Source organism: Curtobacterium sp. L6-1 (genome assembly GCF_018885305.1).
GTDB lineage: Bacteria > Actinomycetota > Actinomycetes > Actinomycetales > Microbacteriaceae > Curtobacterium > Curtobacterium aetherium.
Window position 1 is genome coordinate 2,331,513 of sequence record NZ_CP076544.1, and the last position, 17,148, is coordinate 2,348,660.

Annotated in this window: 13 protein-coding genes; 4 read left to right on the forward strand and 9 right to left on the reverse strand. The window is 72.7% G+C overall.

The window, feature by feature from the left end; genetic code table 11:
- Positions 1-116: 116 nt before the first annotated feature.
- Positions 117-473 carry a hypothetical protein gene (locus tag KM842_RS10680; RefSeq protein WP_216258239.1) on the forward strand — a complete coding sequence of 119 codons (357 nt, stop codon included), beginning with the start codon at positions 117-119 and terminating at the stop codon, positions 471-473.
- 136 nt (positions 474-609) lie between these two features.
- Here KM842_RS10680 and KM842_RS10685 read toward each other — a convergent pair whose 3' ends face one another.
- The gene (locus KM842_RS10685) at positions 610-4,344 is read right to left on the reverse strand and encodes an SdrD B-like domain-containing protein (RefSeq protein WP_216258242.1); all 3,735 of its coding nucleotides are present in this window, start codon (positions 4,342-4,344) and stop codon (positions 610-612) included.
- Between the two features lie 191 nt (positions 4,345-4,535).
- Between KM842_RS10685 and KM842_RS10690 the strand changes: the two genes are divergently transcribed.
- On the forward strand, positions 4,536-4,967 hold the full coding sequence (locus tag KM842_RS10690; protein ID WP_216258243.1) for a hypothetical protein: 432 nt from the start codon (positions 4,536-4,538) through the stop codon (positions 4,965-4,967).
- A gap of 106 nt (positions 4,968-5,073) precedes the next feature.
- Here the strand turns inward: KM842_RS10690 and KM842_RS10695 are convergent, their stop codons facing one another.
- The 5 genes from KM842_RS10695 to KM842_RS10715 all read right to left on the reverse strand — a co-directional run bounded on the left by KM842_RS10695 (position 5,074) and on the right by KM842_RS10715 (position 11,531).
- Entirely contained in the window at positions 5,074-7,179 is a 2,106-nt protein-coding gene (locus tag KM842_RS10695) for a potassium transporter Kup (RefSeq protein WP_253206100.1), read from the reverse strand.
- 106 nt (positions 7,180-7,285) lie between these two features.
- Positions 7,286-7,957 carry a response regulator gene (locus KM842_RS10700; protein ID WP_216262338.1) on the reverse strand — a complete coding sequence of 224 codons (672 nt, stop codon included), beginning with the start codon at positions 7,955-7,957 and terminating at the stop codon, positions 7,286-7,288.
- A 98-nt stretch (positions 7,958-8,055) separates the two neighbouring features.
- On the reverse strand, positions 8,056-9,441 hold the full coding sequence (locus KM842_RS10705) for a sensor histidine kinase (RefSeq protein WP_216258245.1): 1,386 nt from the start codon (positions 9,439-9,441) through the stop codon (positions 8,056-8,058).
- Positions 9,428-10,402, reverse strand: coding sequence for a CPBP family intramembrane glutamic endopeptidase (locus KM842_RS10710; RefSeq protein ID WP_216258247.1), 975 nt, complete (start codon positions 10,400-10,402; stop codon positions 9,428-9,430). Before KM842_RS10710 ends, KM842_RS10705 begins: the two co-directional genes overlap by 14 nt.
- A 184-nt stretch (positions 10,403-10,586) precedes the next feature.
- On the reverse strand, positions 10,587-11,531 hold the full coding sequence (locus KM842_RS10715) for an NAD-dependent epimerase/dehydratase family protein (RefSeq protein WP_216258249.1): 945 nt from the start codon (positions 11,529-11,531) through the stop codon (positions 10,587-10,589).
- Between the two features lie 69 nt (positions 11,532-11,600).
- Here KM842_RS10715 and KM842_RS10720 point away from each other — a divergent pair, with 69 nt between their 5' ends.
- Complete coding sequence (locus tag KM842_RS10720) at positions 11,601-12,071, forward strand: MarR family winged helix-turn-helix transcriptional regulator (protein WP_216258251.1); 471 nt, start codon at positions 11,601-11,603, stop codon at positions 12,069-12,071.
- A gap of 52 nt (positions 12,072-12,123) precedes the next feature.
- Here KM842_RS10720 and KM842_RS10725 read toward each other — a convergent pair whose 3' ends face one another.
- From KM842_RS10725 to KM842_RS10735, 3 genes are all read right to left on the reverse strand, one after another.
- Complete coding sequence (locus KM842_RS10725; RefSeq protein ID WP_216258253.1) at positions 12,124-12,612, reverse strand: SRPBCC family protein; 489 nt, start codon at positions 12,610-12,612, stop codon at positions 12,124-12,126.
- A 494-nt stretch (positions 12,613-13,106) separates the two neighbouring features.
- On the reverse strand, positions 13,107-13,688 hold the full coding sequence (locus KM842_RS10730) for a hypothetical protein (protein ID WP_216258256.1): 582 nt from the start codon (positions 13,686-13,688) through the stop codon (positions 13,107-13,109).
- Complete coding sequence (locus tag KM842_RS10735; protein ID WP_216258258.1) at positions 13,685-14,020, reverse strand: hypothetical protein; 336 nt, start codon at positions 14,018-14,020, stop codon at positions 13,685-13,687. Before KM842_RS10735 ends, KM842_RS10730 begins: the two co-directional genes overlap by 4 nt.
- A 377-nt stretch (positions 14,021-14,397) precedes the next feature.
- Here KM842_RS10735 and KM842_RS10740 point away from each other — a divergent pair, with 377 nt between their 5' ends.
- Positions 14,398-17,046: a metallophosphoesterase gene (locus KM842_RS10740; RefSeq protein ID WP_216258259.1), complete on the forward strand. Its 2,649-nt coding sequence runs from the start codon at positions 14,398-14,400 to the stop codon at positions 17,044-17,046.
- Positions 17,047-17,148: the final 102 nt, after the last annotated feature.

The following is a 17,148-nucleotide window of genomic DNA, read 5'->3' on the forward strand; positions in this document are numbered from 1 at the left end:
GCCGATGCCGCCTGCGTCCGCCTCGCCCAGGCTGGTCGTGCCGCACCCCGCGGCACCCCTGCCGCACCCCGCGGCACACCTGCCGCACCCCGCGGCACACCGACCGGGAGCTCGTGATGCAGAAGAAGACCGCCGCCACCGTGGCCACGCTCGCACTCGTCGTGGCCATCGCCGTCACGGGTGTCGCCGCCGCGACCATCGCCACGCCGGACGGTGGCGGGACCGGGAGCGCTCCTGTCCGGTCGGGGACGACCTCCACCGTGGTGCAGACCACCGCCGCGACGGGCGACGTCGGGTGGCAGGGGCAGCTGCCGGATGCCAACCGGTTCCACGACCTCTCGCGCGAGGACCAGCAGGCGGTCGTCACCCGGGTGGACCGGCTCATCGGGGACCTCCGCGGTTCCGGGAGCAGTGCTGGACTGGTCGCGCAGCTGACCGGGTACCGCGGCGAGATCGAGCAGCTGCTGCGCTGAGCGGCGCGGGGACCGGGGCGGCGGGAGGCACGGGGCAGTCCGCCCGCTCCTCCCGCCACGTCCGGTCGGTCGTGCCCCGTCGGTCGCGCACCGTCGGTCGCGCCCGGTCGGTCGCGCCCCGGCGTCGGCGGGACCGTCAGCGGCGGACCCGCCTCCTCCGCACCACGATCACGGCCACACCCAGTCCCAGCAGCAGCAACGCTCCGCCGAGCAGCGCCGAGAGCCCCTCGGCACCGGTGAAGGCGAGGTCACCCCGCCGGGCCGGCGCACCGACCGTCCCGCTCCAGGTGCTGCCGTGAGACCCGTGCGCGGACGAGCCGGACGGGCGCTCCCCCGGTCGGTCCACGCCCGGACCACCGGTGCCGGTGGATCCGCCGGGCGTGCCCGACCCGCCGGAGGCACCCGGTTCACCGGGGCCGTCCGGGCCACCGTCGCCCGGGCCGTCCGGTCCTCCGTCGCCGGGGTCGGTCGTGTCATCGCCCGGCAGCACCCCGGCGTCGACGGTGCTCGTGCGGTCGACGTGGTCCAGGACACCCTCGGCGGTGGTCTCCCGACCGAGTGTGACCGTCCCGCTGGTACCGTCCTCGGACGCGTCCGAGTCGACCGCACGGTCGTCCCCGACGAGCGCCCGGGTGAACGCGCGTCCGTCCGGTGCGGTGAAGGTCGTCACGTACTCGCCGGGTCGGAGGGTGTCGAACCGGTACGTGCCGTCGGGATCGCTCGTCGTGGTCCGGTCGACGGCTGTCCCCTCGTCGTCCGTCCCGGTGAGCCGGACCGCGACGTCGCCGAGGCCGGGCTCGCCGGACTCCTGCAGACCGTCGCCGTCCTCGTCCGTCCAGACCCGGTCGCCGATCGCACCGGCGACCACGCGGATCGACGCACGGTTCGACCGCACGGGCAGGGCGAGGTCGGCGACACGGAGTCCGAACCGGTTCGCGTACTCGTCGCCGTCACGTTCCCCCTCGGTTGCGAGGGCCAGCTCGTGCGTGACCGTGTCCCCGACGCCCACGGCCGCGGTGCGCGTGATCCGGGAGGCCGTGACGTCACCGAGGGAGGACGGGCACCCGGGCGACCCGAACGCGGACTCCGGACACCAGGTGGTCGCCCCGCCCGGCTGGTTCGAAGCGTCCTGCCCGTCGAGCGAGACGGCATCGGGCACGGCAGCGGTGTACGTCACCGACTCCCCCGCAGCGGGGTCGACCGCGACCGGTCCGGCGAGCGTGGTGCGGCCGTGGAACGAGCCGTCGTCCGGATCCGTCCGGTCCGGCAGGACGTCGATGAGGTCGACGCCGTGGACCGGTTCGGAGGACGTGTTCGTGTAGTCGAGTCGCCACGCGAGCCGGTCCCCCGCGACGACGACCGGGTCCACGGCGGACTCCTGCACGCCGACCCCGCCGCCGGCGATGACCTGCACGGCCCGCTCCGCCCGCCGGTACTGCGTGTCGGACCGGTCTGCCGGCGATGCGACCTCGACGGCGTTCTCGATGGGCCCCGCGGGCGCCGCCGACGACACACGCAGCCGGTAGGTGATGGGCGCCACGTCGGCGTTCGGCTGCACGTCGTGGAACGTCCACCGCAGCTGCTGGTGGTGTCCGCCGTCGGGGTCCTCGACGCTGTCGATCACGGGCGTCTGCGAGGCGCTGTCCAGGACGTAGGTGGTGTGGAGCGGCAGGGTGTCGCGGACCGTGAGCGTGGTCGGGCGGCCCTTCGTGTTCCCGTTGGTCAGCGTCGGGTACAGGGCGTACTCGAGGCTCTCACCCGGCACGACCGAACTGGTCCGGTCCGGGGTGTCCTGGGCGTCGTGGCCCCGGTCGACGATCTTCTTCGCGACCCGCGCGAGGTCCTCGGTGATCACGACGCTGTCCGTCAGGACACCGACGCCGAGGGCGGGGTCGGCGGGGTCGTGCACCCAGCCGGGGTGACCGACGCCGAACGAGAGGTGTCCGAAGTCGAGGGCACGGGTGCCGTCCGGTGCGTCCGCGACCGTCACCCAGGCGTGCAGGACCGCGTCCCCACCACCGGTGAGGTCGCCGACGGCACGGACCGCTCCGACGGCACCGATCCCACCGGGGACGGCGTCGGGTGCGTCGTACCAGGGGCCGTCCGAGTCGTCGCAGGAGCGCTGCTGCCCGTCCGACGGCGAGGTCATCTCGTAGGCGGCGTACTCGACACGCGCACCGCTCAGGCCGGTGACCCGCGCAGCCGCGGACGCGCCGATCCCCTCGGTCAACCGCTGCGTCGCTCGGTCGAAGGTGTCGCAGAGCACGGCGTCCTGGTACCGGGACAATCCAGGGTTGTGCATCGAGACCTCGCTCCGGAGCGCAGCACCAGGGGTCGTCCACGGGTCCCCGAGGCGAGCGGAACCGGGCCGGACCGCGGTCCCGTCCCCGACCACCCGGTACAGACGCTTCCCGCCGCTCCCCGGAGCGAACTCGACGATCGAGCGCTCGGAGACGTTGTCCACGGTCGGCTCCGTGCCGCCCGGGAAGTTGGGGGCACCGATGGTCGAGGACACCTGCAACGGGGTGCACCGGTTGACGGACCGGACGTTCGTCCCGGCCGGCGGGGTCGGCATCCAGAAGCTGATGTAACCGGTGACGACGTAGCCCACCCGGCCGCCGGCGATCGGACCGCCGTACTTGTTCTCGGTCGGCATCTTCGTGGCGTCGGTCACCGTGCCCGTGATCGTCACGTCGACGTCCTGACCCGGCGCGTCCTGTTCGCAGCGGATCGTCCCGGAGTCGGCGACCCCACGGTCACCGCCGCCCGTCCCTGCCGGGAGCCCGCCGAAGCCGGGGACCTCCGCGGTGTTCGGGCCGCACGCCGGACGGTCGCCGTTCCACAGCCGGGCGCCGGACGGCAGGTCGCCGAGCAGCTGTGAGACGTCGTCGGTGAAGGTCATCGGTCCGTGCGCCTTCTCGAAGCCGAGCAGGCCCTGCCCCGGGACGATCGGCTGCCAGTCGACGGCGAGGGGGTAGACGAGCTGGATCCCCTTCGCCCCACCTGGTCCGCGGACATCGGTCCGCATGGTCGAGGCCAGCACGTTCTTCGACAGGTTGTACCGCGCCGCCGCCGAGACCGTGGTGCGGGGCGAGGTGGCCGAGACGGGAGCGTCGGCGCCGTCGGCGGTCCCGACACCCGTGACCCGCAGCTCGTCGCCGTTGCGCAGGTCCCCGGAGACGTCGAGGACTGCCGGGACGGCGATCGCGTGTCCCTCCGCGACGGTGCCGAGGTCGCACACCAGGTCCTGGCCGCTGATGCGCGAGCCCGCTCCGTCGCACCGGCCGGGCACGGCTGCCCAACTGGTGCCGGTGGGAGCGGTGAGCGTGAAGCGTTCGTGCTCGCTCGATCCCCCGGTCGAGTTCATGGTGACGCGGTACGTGATCGCGTCGAGGGTGCGGACGATCCCGTTCTCGGCGTCCGCATCCGCGCCCGGGCCGTCCTGCGGCGTGAACGGACCCGTGCCGTCCTTCGCGACCTCGACCGCGAGTCCGACCTCGGCGTCGGTCGCGGCGTGCGTCGAACCTCCGGGCCGGTCCGCCGGCTCCGGGTCGGACGTCAGCCGCGCCTCCCGGTCTGGGTCCTCGTCCGGGCGCGGCGCAGCGGAGGCCGGCGTGGCCAGCGCGGCCGGCGATGCCGGCGATGCCGGAGGCGCGGAATCAGGCGCAGACGACGTCGCGGACGGCGTCGGCGAGGCAGGGCCCGTCGACGCCACCGGACGCCCGGCAGCGCTCGACGCGGCGGGCCCGTGAATGGCGTCGACGGTCGCCGGTCGCGTCGTGCCTGCCCAGGTCGGGGTCGCCGCGGCGAGGACGAGGCTCGTGGCGGTCACCGCCGTCACCAGGAGGCGGGAGGGGATGCGAGATCGCAAGGGGACTCCAGTTCAGGACGGGCGCCCGGAGGCACCTGGAACGGTCTTCCGTACGTCACACATCAAACACCAGTCCCTCGCAGACGCCTCCTTCCCGACATTCCGTATGCGGACTGGATCCCGCGGACACGATCACGTCACGATCGCCCGGACCGCGCACGGGTCGGCGCAGCGCGGCCCACACTGGCGGCATGCCGTGGGGGAAGACAGCGCTGGTGACCGGGCTCGTGCTCGCCATCGGGAGCGGGATCGCCGGGTGCACGACGATCGCGTCGGGGCAGTGCGTCGACTGGGTGACGCTCTCGCCAGCGGAGCAGGAGCGGACCGCGAGCCTCGTCGTCGATGCCGAGCTCCGATCGACCGACCGCACCGTCGAGGCGCTCGGGCGCTACCGCGTGCACGAGGCGCGCATCACCGACGTCCGCAAGGGGCACGCGCCCGCCGACCGGATCGACGTCATCGCGACTTCGGACCAGTGCACGACCAACTGGCAGCCGGTCGAGTACGTCGACGGCGATCCGCTCACCGAGCCCGGGACCTACCGGCTGTACCTGACGAAGGAGCAGGCGGGAGGCGCGTGGCGCCTCGTCGTGCCCGGTGCCGCCGAGCGCCTGGACCGCTGATGCGCGACGGCCGCCGCCGCTGACCGGGCGCAGCCGCCCGGCACACGGCGGCGGCACGGGCCCCGTCCGGCGCTCGAGCGCAGCGATCGCGCGCACCCCCGCAGGGTCAGACCTCGACGTCGCTGCCCATCGTCACCGTTCGGCGGAGCGGCAACCCGAAGCGCGCAGCCGGGTCGGCAGCGTTGTGGGCCATCGCGACGAACAGCTTCCGCCGCCAGGACACCATGCCACCCTTGCCCGCGCCGGTCCGCAGTGCTCCGCGAGAGATGAAGTACGACGCCGTGGACATGTCCTCCTGCGCCAGGTCGAGCACGCCCCCGGCACACGCGGCACGCATCGCCGCGGGCAGGTCCTGGTCGTCCGAGAACCCGAACGTGATGGTGATGTGGTCGATGCCGTCGTCCGCGTAGCCGAGCTCGTCGCGGGTGAACGCCTCGTGCAGTGCGACGTGCGGCACGTTCGCGGTCAGGACGGACACGATGATGACCCGCTGGTGCACGACCCCGTTGTGCTCGACGTTCGCGCGGAGGGCGAGCGGCGTCGTCTCCTTGTTCGGGTGCGGGAACACCGCGATGCCCGGGACCCGAGGGATGTGGTCGGCGTTCACCGTCTCGATGAAGTCGGCCAGTGAACCCTCGCGCTTCCGGCGCTCGAGCTGCACGAGCTGGCGGCCGCGGTGCCACGTGGTCATGAGGGTGATGACGGCGAGGGCGATGAGCAGCGGCACCCATCCGCCGTGCAGGACCTTCGACAGGTTGCCCGCCAGGAAGGTCAGCTCGAGCCCGCCGAACACCACGGCGACGGTGACGAGCTTCCACGTCGCCCAGCGCCAGAGCGGCTTGACGACGACCAGGAGCAGCAGCGTGTCCACGACGAGCGCGCCGGTCACGGAGACGCCGTACGCGGTGGCGAGCGCGGCCGAGGAACGGAACGCCAGCATGATCGCCATCACGCCGATGAACAGGAGCAGGTTCACGGCCGGCAGGTAGACCTGCCCGCCCTCCTGCTTCGAGGTCTGGCGGATGGTGAGCGGCGGCAGCAGCCCGAGCTGCACGGCCTGGCGGGTCAGCGAGAAGGCGCCGGAGATGACGGCCTGGCTCGCGATGACCGTCGCGGCGGTGGCGAGGATGACGACCGGGATCTGCGCCCAGCTCGGGAACAGCAGGAAGAAGGGGTCCTTCGTGGACGTGGGGTCCTCGAGCACCAGGGCCGCCTGGCCGAGGTAGTTGCAGACGAGGGCGGGGAACACCACGAAGAACCAGGCCCGGAGGATCGGCATGCGCCCGAAGTGGCCCATGTCGGCGTAGAGCGCCTCGGCTCCGGTGATCGCGAGGACGACGGCGCCCATGGCGATGAACGTGATGAACGGGTGCGCGACCAGGAACATGATCGCCCAGGTCGGCGACAGGCCCTGCAGCACGCCGGGGTGCTCGACGATGTGCGGGATGCCGGCCGCCGCGATGACGACGAACCAGAGCAGCATGACCGGGCCGAACGAGGCGCCGACCTTCGCGGTGCCGAACCGCTGGACGACGAACAGCATCACGAGGATGACGGCCGCGATCGGCACGACGAGGTGCTCGACCGAGGGCGCCGCGGTCCCCAGGCCCTCGACGGCGGAGAGCACCGAGACGGCCGGGGTGATCACGGAGTCGCCGTAGAACAGGGCGACCCCGACGATCCCGATGACCAGGAACACGGTCGTCCCGCCGGGACGGTTGGCGTAGAGCCGTCGTGCGAGTGCGGCGAGCGCCATGACGCCGCCCTCGCCGTGGTTGTCGACGCGCATGAGCACGAGCACGTACTTGATCGACACGACGATGGTGATCGACCAGAAGAGCAGCGAGATGACGCCGTACACGTCCTCGGGGATCGGGCGGACGATGCCGCCGTCGACCGAGAACACGGTCCGCATCGAGTACAGGACACTCGTGCCGATGTCGCCGAAGACGACGCCGAGTGCGGCGAGCGCCAGTCCGGCTCCGCCCTTGCGGAGCGTGCTGCCGGCGGATCCGTGCGGTGCGGCCTTCGCGGGGTGCGCAGCGTCGTCGCCGGGCCCGGCGTCACCGGGCTGGGCATCTCCGGGCCGGGCGTCGACCGGTCCGGCGGCGGGGGCAGCGGCGTCCGAGGCGGCAGGTCCGCCCGCAGCGCGCGCTCCGGCTCCGTCCGACGGGTGGTCGGACGGCTGCGACGACGCGCGGGTCTCGGTCACGGCAAGCACTCCAGTTCGGGCCGTACGGGCGACGGCCGCCGCTCATCATGCACCCGTTCGGTGACAACGGAGCACCGACGCCCCTCGTGCCTGCGTCGAACGGCCTCTACGCGTCGCGCTCCGGCACCGTCACGATGCGGTTCTGGTACGCCCAGACCACGGCCTGCAGGCGCGACCGGACCCCGAGCTTCGGCAGCATCCGCGCCAGGTGGGACTTCACCGTGGAGACCTCGACGACGAGTTCGGCGGCGATCTCCTCGTTCGACATGCCCTGCGCGAGCAGGAGCAGCACGTCGCGTTCCCGGGCGGTCAGCACCCCGTCGGCGCGGTCCCCCGTCACCGGCTGCAGGCTCCGACGCGAGGCGAACTCGCGCAGCACCCGCCGCGTCAGCGCCTGGTCGAGCGTCCCGTTGCCCGCGGCCACCTGCCGGACGGCGCCGATGATGGCGTCCGGCTCGGCGTCCTTGAGCAGGAACCCGGACGCCCCGGCCTCGAGCGCACCGAACACCAGGTCGTCCATGTCGAACGTGGTCAGCATCAGCACCGGCACGGCGGGATCGGCGTCGGGTCGGCAGAGTTCCCGCGCGACCTCGATGCCGTTCCGCACCGGCATCCGGATGTCGAGCACGGCGACGTCCGGTCGCGTGCTGCGGGCGAGGGCGAGCGCCTCGCCACCGTCCGCGGCCACCGCGACGACGGTGATGTCCGGTTCCGCGTCGAGCAGCGCGGAGACGCCGGCCCGGACGAGCGGTTGGTCGTCGGCGACGAGCACGCGGATCGCGGCGCCCTCAGCGGTCGCGCCGTCCCCGGCCGACACGCCACCCCCGGCCGACACGCTGCCCCCGGCGGACGCATCGCCCTGGCCACCTCCGGTGCTCACCGAGCCACCTCCGGGTCGGTGGCCGACGTCGCGGACGTGGGCTGGGCCTCCCGGCCGAGCGTCAGCGCGACCAGCCAGCCGCCGCCGTCCGTCGGACCGACCTGGAGGCTCGCCCCCACCAGTTCGGCCCGCTCACGCATGCCACGGATCCCGTTGCCACCGGCGGGCGTGCTGCCCACCGACGGGACGGAGGCCGGACCGTTGGCGACGCGCACCGCGAGGTGGTCGTCGGCGCGGTCGTCGATCGTGACGGAGCACGGCGCCCCCGGGGCGTGCAGGGCGGCGTTGGCCAGGGCCTCCTGGACGGTGCGGTACGCGGCAAGTTGCGCGAGCGGGCCGACGCCCTCGCCGAGCGGCCGGTCACCGGCGTCCGCTCGGGCGCCGGGCAGGACCTCGAGCCGGACGTCGCTGCGGAACCGCGCGCGCTCGACCAGGTCGACGATCCCGGCGACGGTCTCGACCGCGCGTTCGGCGGGGCTGTCGTCGCGGAGCAGGCCGACCAGGCGGCGGAGGTCCTCGAGGACGGCGGTGCTCTGCTCCCGGACCTGGCGGACACCCTCGTGCGCGCGCTCGGGGTCGGTGTCGATCTGGCGGTCGATGACGGCGGACATGAGTGCGATCCCGGAGAGGTGGTGGGCGGCGATGTCGTGGAGCTCCCGGGCCATGGCGGCGCGTTCGCGGGAGACGGCGGCGTCGATCAGGGCGTCCTGCTCCCGGTCGACCGCAGTGGCCTCGGCGGTGCGGGCGACACGGACCTCACGGCGGGACAGCACCACCAGGGTGACGAGCAGCGGCAGGCCGACGGCACCGACGGCCTGCAGGACGCCCTGGCCGACCGAGTTGGTGAGTCCGAATGCGAAGTCGGAGCGGAACGGCCCGTACAGGGTGCCGAACAAGGCGGCGCCGCCGGCGACGACCAGGACGGACGCCGCGGCGAGCGCCAGCCACAGGCGGGCGAGCGGCTCACGCAGCGCGGCGAGGACGACGGCGACGACCACCGGCAGGACCGTGATCCCGAACAGGTCGGCCGACCGCGACGCGATGACGGCGACGAGCACCGGCAGCGCCGCGACCACCACGAGCACGGTACGGGGCGCTCGACGGGCGGCGAGGAGCGCGGCGGACTGGGCGAGCAGGCCGAGGGACAGGATCGTCCACGCGGTGCTCGCGACGGCCGGGTAGTGGGAGGCGGGGCCGATGTGGTCCGTGTCGGCAGCGTCGAGCGGCGGCAGGCCGAGCACGAGCCCGAGGGCGACCACGGCGGTGCCGAGGGCGACGAGGACGTCGGTGCGGCGCTCGCGGGTGGTGGCGGTACGCCGGGCGGGTGCAGCGCCCCCGGCCTCGGCCTGGGGGCGCTGCGCGAGCGGCTCAGCGGGTGCCATGCTGCGATCCTACGAGGGGCTTCGCCGACGGGATCGGGGCGTCGATGGGCAGCGCCCGACGGGCCGGGTCGTACCCGAGACGTCCGCGGGTGACGACGAGCAGCACCACGGCGGTGATCGTCGACATGATCGTCAGGCCGATCATCAGCGTGCCGGCGGTCATGCTCGGGTACATCGTCGGGAAGAACGTCGAGATGGTGTTGTTCACGCCGACGTGCAGGAGCAGGGCCAGCGGCAGGCTCTCGCCGGTCTTGTTGAACACCTGGACCATCAGGACGTTGAAGGTGATCGTGAACAGGGCGAACACGACGGGCTCGCTCCAGTGCGCGTTCGGCCACCCGCCCCAGTCGCTGAGGTACAGCGGCATGTGCCACAGCGCCCACACCGGGCCGAGGATCGCGGCAGCGCCGAGCCCACCGAAGCGGTGCTGCAGGCGGGGCAGGGCGAAGTCGCGCCAGCCCGGCTCCTCGCTCAGGCCGGTCGAGAACAGCTGGATGACCAGGCCCGGCACGACGGCCGCGAACACGAGGGCGGTCGGCGCGTGCACGTCCCCGCCGGCGAACGGCAGCGCGGACACGATGATCAGGGCCGGCACGACGACGAGCGCGAGGGCGTACCAGTACCAGGCGACCCGCCAGCGGAACAGGCGTCCGACCCAGCGGCGGAGGCCCGGGCGCCCGTCCGCCACGGCCGTAACGATGAACGCGCCGCCGAGCGGGCCGAGCAGCGCGCCGGGCAGCACCCCGGTGAACTGCGCGCTGCCGAGGACCTCGGCGAAGTGGATGTCCCACACGCCCATGCCGTGCGGCGACAGGATGTACGGGACCCACGCGAGCCAGCTCAGCCCGAGCGCGAGGGTGAAGAACGACCCGAGCGGGTGCCGCGCGACGACACCGCGGATCCCGTGCCGGTCCTGCGGTGCGGTGCCGGCCTGCGACCGGGCTTCGATGGTGTTCGTCATGACGTCGACGCTACGAAGCGTGCCGCGCTGCGACGACCGGCGGAGGGAGGCACCTGCCGGACTTGCATCGAAGGATGCAGGCCGTCCGGCGCCGCCACCGGCGGCTCCCCCGCCGCGGCCGGTGCGGACGGGAGGCGCGGGGCCAGCCCGCACCGCGCCTCCCGTCCGGCTCCTGGTGCGACGACTACCGCTCGTTGCCAGCGCGGAGCCAGGCGATGTAGTCCGCTGCGGCCGCCGCCGTGTCGTACTCCGGGGTGAACCCGGTGTCCTCCCGGAGCCGGGTGGTGTCGAGCCACTGCTGCGGCTGGTCCGGTCCGACGGGCAGGTCGACCGCGAAGTCGGGCACGACGGTCCGGATCGCCTCGACGACGTCGGCGTTGCTCGTGGCCCGCCCCGACGCGACGTTGTAGGTCGGGTGTCGCAGCTCAGGGGTCCGCATCAGGAGGGCGAGGGCACGTCCGGTGTCCTTGACGTACAGGAGGTCGAGCGCGTCGTTTCGGTGCGGAGGAGCCGCGAGCCCGGAGACGTCCGGCGTCGTGCCGCGCGCGGCCCCGAGGGCGAGGGACGGAGCGGCGAAGAACGGGTCGGGCTGGTGTCCGCCGGGGCCCCACGTGCCGGAGATCCGCGCCGAGACGATCTGCACGTCCGTCTGGTCCGACAGGTGCAGGGCGAGCAGTTCGGCGATCTTCTTGAACGTCGGGATGGCGTGCACGTGGCGGAACGAGATCGGGTCGTCCTCGGAGAGCGGCCCGGCGCCACCGAACCCGTAGACGCCGATCGTGCTCGCGGTGACCACGCGCGGGACCTTCCACGCCTCGGCAGCACGCACGATGGTGAGGAAGGCCTCGATGGCGGTGCTCGTGGCGTCCACGGGGTCGCCGCCGTCGGTCGCCCAGGGCAGTGCCACCGCGAGGTGCACGATGCCGGTGATCGGGAAGCGGCGGCCGACGGCGAGGACGGCCTCGAGGTCGCCGACGTCCGCCTGGACGACGTGCACGGGGAGGTCGGCGAGCTGCGGCGGGACCTCCGGCGTCCGACGCTGGAGCAGGACGCACTCCTCCCCGGCCTCGACGAGGGACCGGACGGTGTGGGAGCCGATGAAGCCGGCGCCTCCGGTGACGAGGATCATGACGAGCCTTTCGTTCAGACCACTGATCGTCAGCGGTACTGACGATCAGCCTAGGGCTAGGATCGGACCATGTCCAGCGAAGCCCGACCGTCCGACGTCCTCGGGTACCTCCTCAAGCACGCGACGATGACCCTCGCGGAGCGGACGGACACCGCGCTCGCCCCGCTGTCGATCGACGGCAAGGAGTTCGGCGCACTGCGGGTCCTCGCCCGGCGCGAGCCGATGTCCCAGCTCCAGGTGGCACAGACCCTCGGGATCGACCGGACGACGATGGTCGCGCTCCTCGACACCCTCGAGCGGAAGGGCATCGTGGCGCGACACCCCGACCCGGCCGACCGCCGCCGCAACGTCGTCGAGCTCACGGAGCAGGGGGAACGGGTGGTCGACGCGGCCGAGACGCTCCGTCGCCAGGTCGAGGAGGAGTTCCTCGCACCCGTCAGCGCGGCCGACGGCGAGCGTCTGCGACGGACGCTCCGGGCGCTGCTCGAGGAGGGGTCGCCCAACCGCCAGCAGTCGACGGCCGCTGATCAGCGGCGCTGAGCGATCACCGGCGCTGATCGATCACCGATCAGCAGCGTTGGGCGGACGTCCGTCAGTACCCGCGGTCCGCCGCCACGGCAGCCAGCACCACCGGGTCCTCGCAGCCGCGCGCGAACCCCGCGATCCGCCGGTCGATGTCCCGCTGGAGCACGAGCACGCCGATCCGTTCGGCGATCGGCGCGAGCCACTGCGGTCGGCACGTGAAGTTGTAGCGCCAGACCGCCAGGGCGTGCCCCGGCTGCCCCTCCGCCGCACTGAAGCGCCAGCCGCCGCCCATGCGCTCGAAGAACCACGAGCCCTTCGTCATCTTCATCCCGACGTTCGAGGGCGGGTTGTACGAGACGTACTCGCTCTCCATCGCCAGGCCGAACCGCTGCACCGTGTACGTCCGCACGCCCTTGCCGGGCACGGTCGCACCGATGAGGTGCTGCCGCCGGATGAACGGGTCCCACCGCTTCCGGACCTCGCCCTGCGTCTGCGAGACGGCGAAGGCGACGTCCACGTCGACGGGGACGACACAGCGGGACTCGACGACGGGCATGCGCCCATGCTGGCACGCGGCGGGGCCGCGGGACGGGAGGCCCGGGGCGGGCCCGCACCGCGCCTCCCGTCCGGCAGGGACACGACTGTCGACGGACTCGCTACTCGTCGCCGCTCACGAGCCCCTGCCGCCGCTCGCGTGCCACTCGGACCGACCGATGGCCGACTCACGACCGGACGGCGGCGCTTGATCGAATGGCGCGATGACACTTGACTTCCGCGACGCGACGCCTGGCGACGCCCTGCAGGTGACCCGGGTGCACAGACGACTGCGGGAGGCCTACTACACAGATGCTCTCGATCCGCTCGACGCAGCTCACGATCGCTTCCCGACGTGGGCCGACATGTTGACCCGGACCGACACCTGGTGTCTCGTCGCCGTGCAGGACGGGCACCTGACCGGTTTCGTCGCCGCTCGGGCACCGCCGAGCTTGAGGTGCGGGACGGGAACGACCGGGCCAAGAGCTTCTACTCGCATCGGCGGTCTCCACCTCGTCAGCTGTGCCGGAGCTGGGCGCCTCTCTTCTTCCGCTTCTCTCGGCGGAGGAGCCATGTCCAGCAGGTAGCGCCAACAGCGCTCATCCCGAGGCCAATGAGTCCGATCTGCACGTCGACGCCGAGGTTGTGCCGGTAGGTGGCGAGGATCTTGTCGGAGCGGACGCCAGCGTGGTCGACGTCAGTCGGGTCGTACATCACCTGCAGCCGTTCACCGACCGTGTAGTAGTCGTTGCACGCCGGGTACTTCGTCAGCTCCCACGTGTGGGGTGAACCGTTGGCCTCACCCTTCACGATGGGGATGCATTCGGTGTGGCCGCCTGTCTTGCCTGCGCCGGAGTAGTGCCGGACGTCGATGTCGATGACGGTCCCCGTGGTGACCTCACTGATGCTGCGCAGGTGCGAGTCAGCGTGCATGTCGTAGTTGTCCGCGACGAGACCGAACACGCAGCCGAAGATGGACACGACTCCGAGGATCGGAGCGATCACAAACCCGGCGAGGAACAGTGCTGCGCCGCCGAGGAACTTCCAGGTGTACCTGTCTCGGAACCACGGCTTCGTCGCTGCAGTCGGCTCAGTCATGCGCGTTTGGTCTTCTTCCGCTTGGAGGTGATGAGTTGCATGGCGAACAGCGTGCCGCCTCCACCGAACGCCGGTCCACCGGTCGCGGCGAGGATGACGTCGTGCCGGACAGCGGCTTCGAACCGATGCCGGGCTGCTTCGTCCTCGATGGCGACGTCGTGCTCGTCGGTGATGGGTGGGGCGACCAGCATCTGCAACCGCTGCCCCTTCATGAACGCGGTCGGGTTGTCGATGGCCCGGTACTTCGACAGTTCTACCGCGGTGCTCTGGGCACATCCACGCTCAGCGGTTCCGGCGGCGAAAAGTCGACGGTGTTGTACTGGATGGGGCATCCGTCGGCGATGACCGCCGACTGCAATGCAGAGCGGGCAGACTAGTCGCCGACGGGAAGGACAGCGCGCACGTCGAGCCACGCACCGCGCGCGGCTTCAGTCAGCAGGATCATCCGGCCAGCCTGGCACGGCAGACGCCGTCATCCGCGCGAAGCAATCCCAGTCGACGATCGGCTGACGGGCGCGCTGGCTCTGGCGCACACCCGCCAGAAGACGTTCGCTGACCGAGGCAGCACCGAGCAACGCACTCCGGCGACGAGTCGTGTGCGGAGAAGACGAGTTGTCCGCGCGGCGGCAGCACCCCGCGTCGCCTCCCGCTCACGCTGTGGTCACACTCAGGAAACCAGCGCGACAGACGACGCCACCAGCATCGTCGCGTGACCGCACACCGACCACTCCCCCGAGCCTCCCGACGGAGGACCACCGCCCTGGGCGCCACCGCCCTCGCCGTGGCTGCCGCCGTCGGCGTCCCCGCCCTGACCGCCTCCCCCGACCCGGCCACCGCGGCTGCCGCGCCCGCTGCCGCCCCCACCGACCTGGCGTCCCGCTTCACGCTCGCGGTGCTGCCGGACACGCAGTTCTACTCCCGCTACTCGGCGTCGCAGTTCCTCCCCCGGTACGGCGACGACCCGTTCCACGTGCAGACGCAGTGGCTCGCGGAGCACGCCGACGACCTGCACGTCCCGTTCGTCACCCACGTCGGCGACGTCGTCGACCAGGTCGGGCAGGCCGGTGAGTGGCAGGCCGCCGACCGCGCGATGTCCGTGCTCGACGACGCCGGCCTGCCGTACAGCGTGACGACCGGCAACCACGACGTGCGGAACTCCGCCGACACGGTCTTCGACACCTCGTACGACCTCGCCGCCGAGCCGTACCTGCAGACCTTCCCGGCCTCCCGCGCGGCCGGGCAGCCGACCGTCGAGTCGGGCACCGACCGCACCGGCCTGAGCCAGTTCCACGTCTTCGAGGCCGAGGGGCAGCGCTTCCTCTCCCTCGCGCTGCCGTGGCGGGCCTCCGACGAGACACTCGCGTGGGCGGACCAGGTGATCGCCGCCCACCCGACGCTGCCGACGATCCTCACCTCGCACGAGGTCATCAACATCGCCACCGACGGGCTCACCGCGGTCGACACGGCCTACGGCGAGCGCCTGTGGAAGCAGCTCATCGCGCCGAACGACCAGGTCTTCCTGACGCTGAACGGGCACTTCCACGGCTCCACCTGGAAGGAGCGGACGAACGACGCCGGGCACGCCGTCACCCAGGTGCTCATCGACCACCAGATGGACTACGAGGGTGGCGACGGCTACCTCGGGCTGATGGAGTTCGACCTGACGAACGGCACCCTCGCGATGCAGACCGCCTCGCCGTGGGTGACGTGGAAGCCGACCGAGACGCTGACCTCGTACGACCAGCCGCTCCTCGACGGTGCGAACCAGCGGTACAGCGTGCCGGTCGACTTCCGCACCCGGTTCGCCGGCTTCGCCCCGGACTTCCGCGCCGGCACCGCGGACGAGCCGCCGCTCATCGAGCGCGCCCGGCAGATGCTGCTCGACGGCTTCACGGGCGCGCCTCCGGTCAGCACCGAGCTGCCCGGCGGCCGTGCCGACCACACCGACGTCGACGGCACCCTGGCGTGGTGGCGCCCCGGTGAGCAGGAGCCCGGCACCCTCGCGCCCGGTGCGACCGTCGCCGACGTGGTCGGTGACGCCGACCTCACCCGCATGACGCACGCCGAGTCCGGGTCCCCCACGGCGCAGGACGGCGACGTCACCGTCGTCGACGACGCCCACCCGCTGTCCTCGGACGGCGCCGGTCTCTGCTTCGCGAACGCCGACAAGGCCGCGAAGCGCTTCAGCGCGCTCACCTCCCCCGGTGACACGGCCGTCGACCGTGCGACCTTCCCCCACGGGTACACGATCGAGACCTTCCTCGAGGTCGACCCGTCCTGGACCGACGGCGCGAACTCCTGGTCGAAGGCGATCGTCCGCAGCGGCAACCGCTCGCAGATCGGCGTCCCGCAGACCCGGTGGGACTGGACGGCGTCGCCCGCGGCGCTGGGCATCTCGAACCTCAAGGAGTTCCAGTGGACCGAGGTCACCGCGGACCCGTCGAAGGGTGACCGCACGGCCTGGTCGGGCGAGATCATCCCCGGTCGCTGGCTGCACGTCGCGCTCGTCAACGACGTCGACGCCCGCACGACCACGATGTACGTCGACGGCGCCCCGGTCCTGCGCAACGCGACCGACACCGGCGGCCATACCGTGCAGGACGGCATGCCGTGGCTGTTCGGCAGCGACTGGGTCGACGACGCCGCGACGAACGGCTGGAACGGCTGCATCGGCGAGACCCGCGTGGTCGACCACCCGATCGGTACCGAGTCGTGGCTGACCGCCCGCGCCGACCTCGACGCGCTGACCGTCGACGAGCCGGGCGCCGAGGTCGCCCCGACGGTCGTCACCGGCACGGGTGTCGCCGGTGCCACCGTCACGCTGTCCGGCGCGGTCACCGGCAGCACCGAGGTCGCCGAGGACGGCACCTGGTCCGTCGCGGTCGTCCCCGCGGACGCGTCCGACCGCGACGCTGTCGCGTCGACGGCCGTCCGTGCCACGGCGACCGCTCCGGCCGAGGCCGTCCAGTCGATCGGGACCCGCAGCGGGGCAGCGGTCGCGTTCGCCGTCGCCGTGCCCGACGCGCCGACCCCGGCGCCGACCGAGCCGGCCGACCCCGAGCCGACCGACCCGGAGCCGACCGAACCGTCCGACCCGGAGTCCCCCGCGCCGGGTGACGACGGTGCCGTCGTGCCGCAGCCGGGCGCGGGTGCCCCCACCCCGGGTGCGGTCCTGCCGGGTGCCGACGGTCCGGGTGCCGACAGCGGACCCGGCCAGGGCGGCGAGCTCGCCTTCACGGGCGCGCACGGCCTCGGCGTCCTCGGCGTGACGGCACTCCTGCTGCTCGCAGCCGGCACCGCCGTCCTCGTCCGCCGCCGACTCGTCGCCCTGCCGCGCATCCCGCGCACCGACCGGTGACCCCCTGACGGACGGGAGGCGCGGTGCAGCCGGCACCGCGCCTCCCGTCCGTCGTCGGGTCGCGCTGCGCGCGGCGGTACCGTGGCAGCGTCGGCCACCCCG

Coding starts and splice junctions, on each gene's coding strand:
- KM842_RS10680 (WP_216258239.1), top strand. CDS start 117: ATGCAGAAGAAGACCGCCGCCACCGTGGCCACGCTCGCACTCGTCGTG.
- KM842_RS10690 (WP_216258243.1), top strand. CDS start 4,536: ATGCCGTGGGGGAAGACAGCGCTGGTGACCGGGCTCGTGCTCGCCATC.
- KM842_RS10705 (WP_216258245.1), bottom strand. CDS start 9,441: ATGGCACCCGCTGAGCCGCTCGCGCAGCGCCCCCAGGCCGAGGCCGGG.
- KM842_RS10710 (WP_216258247.1), bottom strand. CDS start 10,402: ATGACGAACACCATCGAAGCCCGGTCGCAGGCCGGCACCGCACCGCAG.
- KM842_RS10715 (WP_216258249.1), bottom strand. CDS start 11,531: ATGATCCTCGTCACCGGAGGCGCCGGCTTCATCGGCTCCCACACCGTC.
- KM842_RS10720 (WP_216258251.1), top strand. CDS start 11,601: ATGTCCAGCGAAGCCCGACCGTCCGACGTCCTCGGGTACCTCCTCAAG.
- KM842_RS10725 (WP_216258253.1), bottom strand. CDS start 12,612: ATGCCCGTCGTCGAGTCCCGCTGTGTCGTCCCCGTCGACGTGGACGTC.
- KM842_RS10730 (WP_216258256.1), bottom strand. CDS start 13,688: ATGACTGAGCCGACTGCAGCGACGAAGCCGTGGTTCCGAGACAGGTAC.
- KM842_RS10735 (WP_216258258.1), bottom strand. CDS start 14,020: ATGCCCCATCCAGTACAACACCGTCGACTTTTCGCCGCCGGAACCGCT.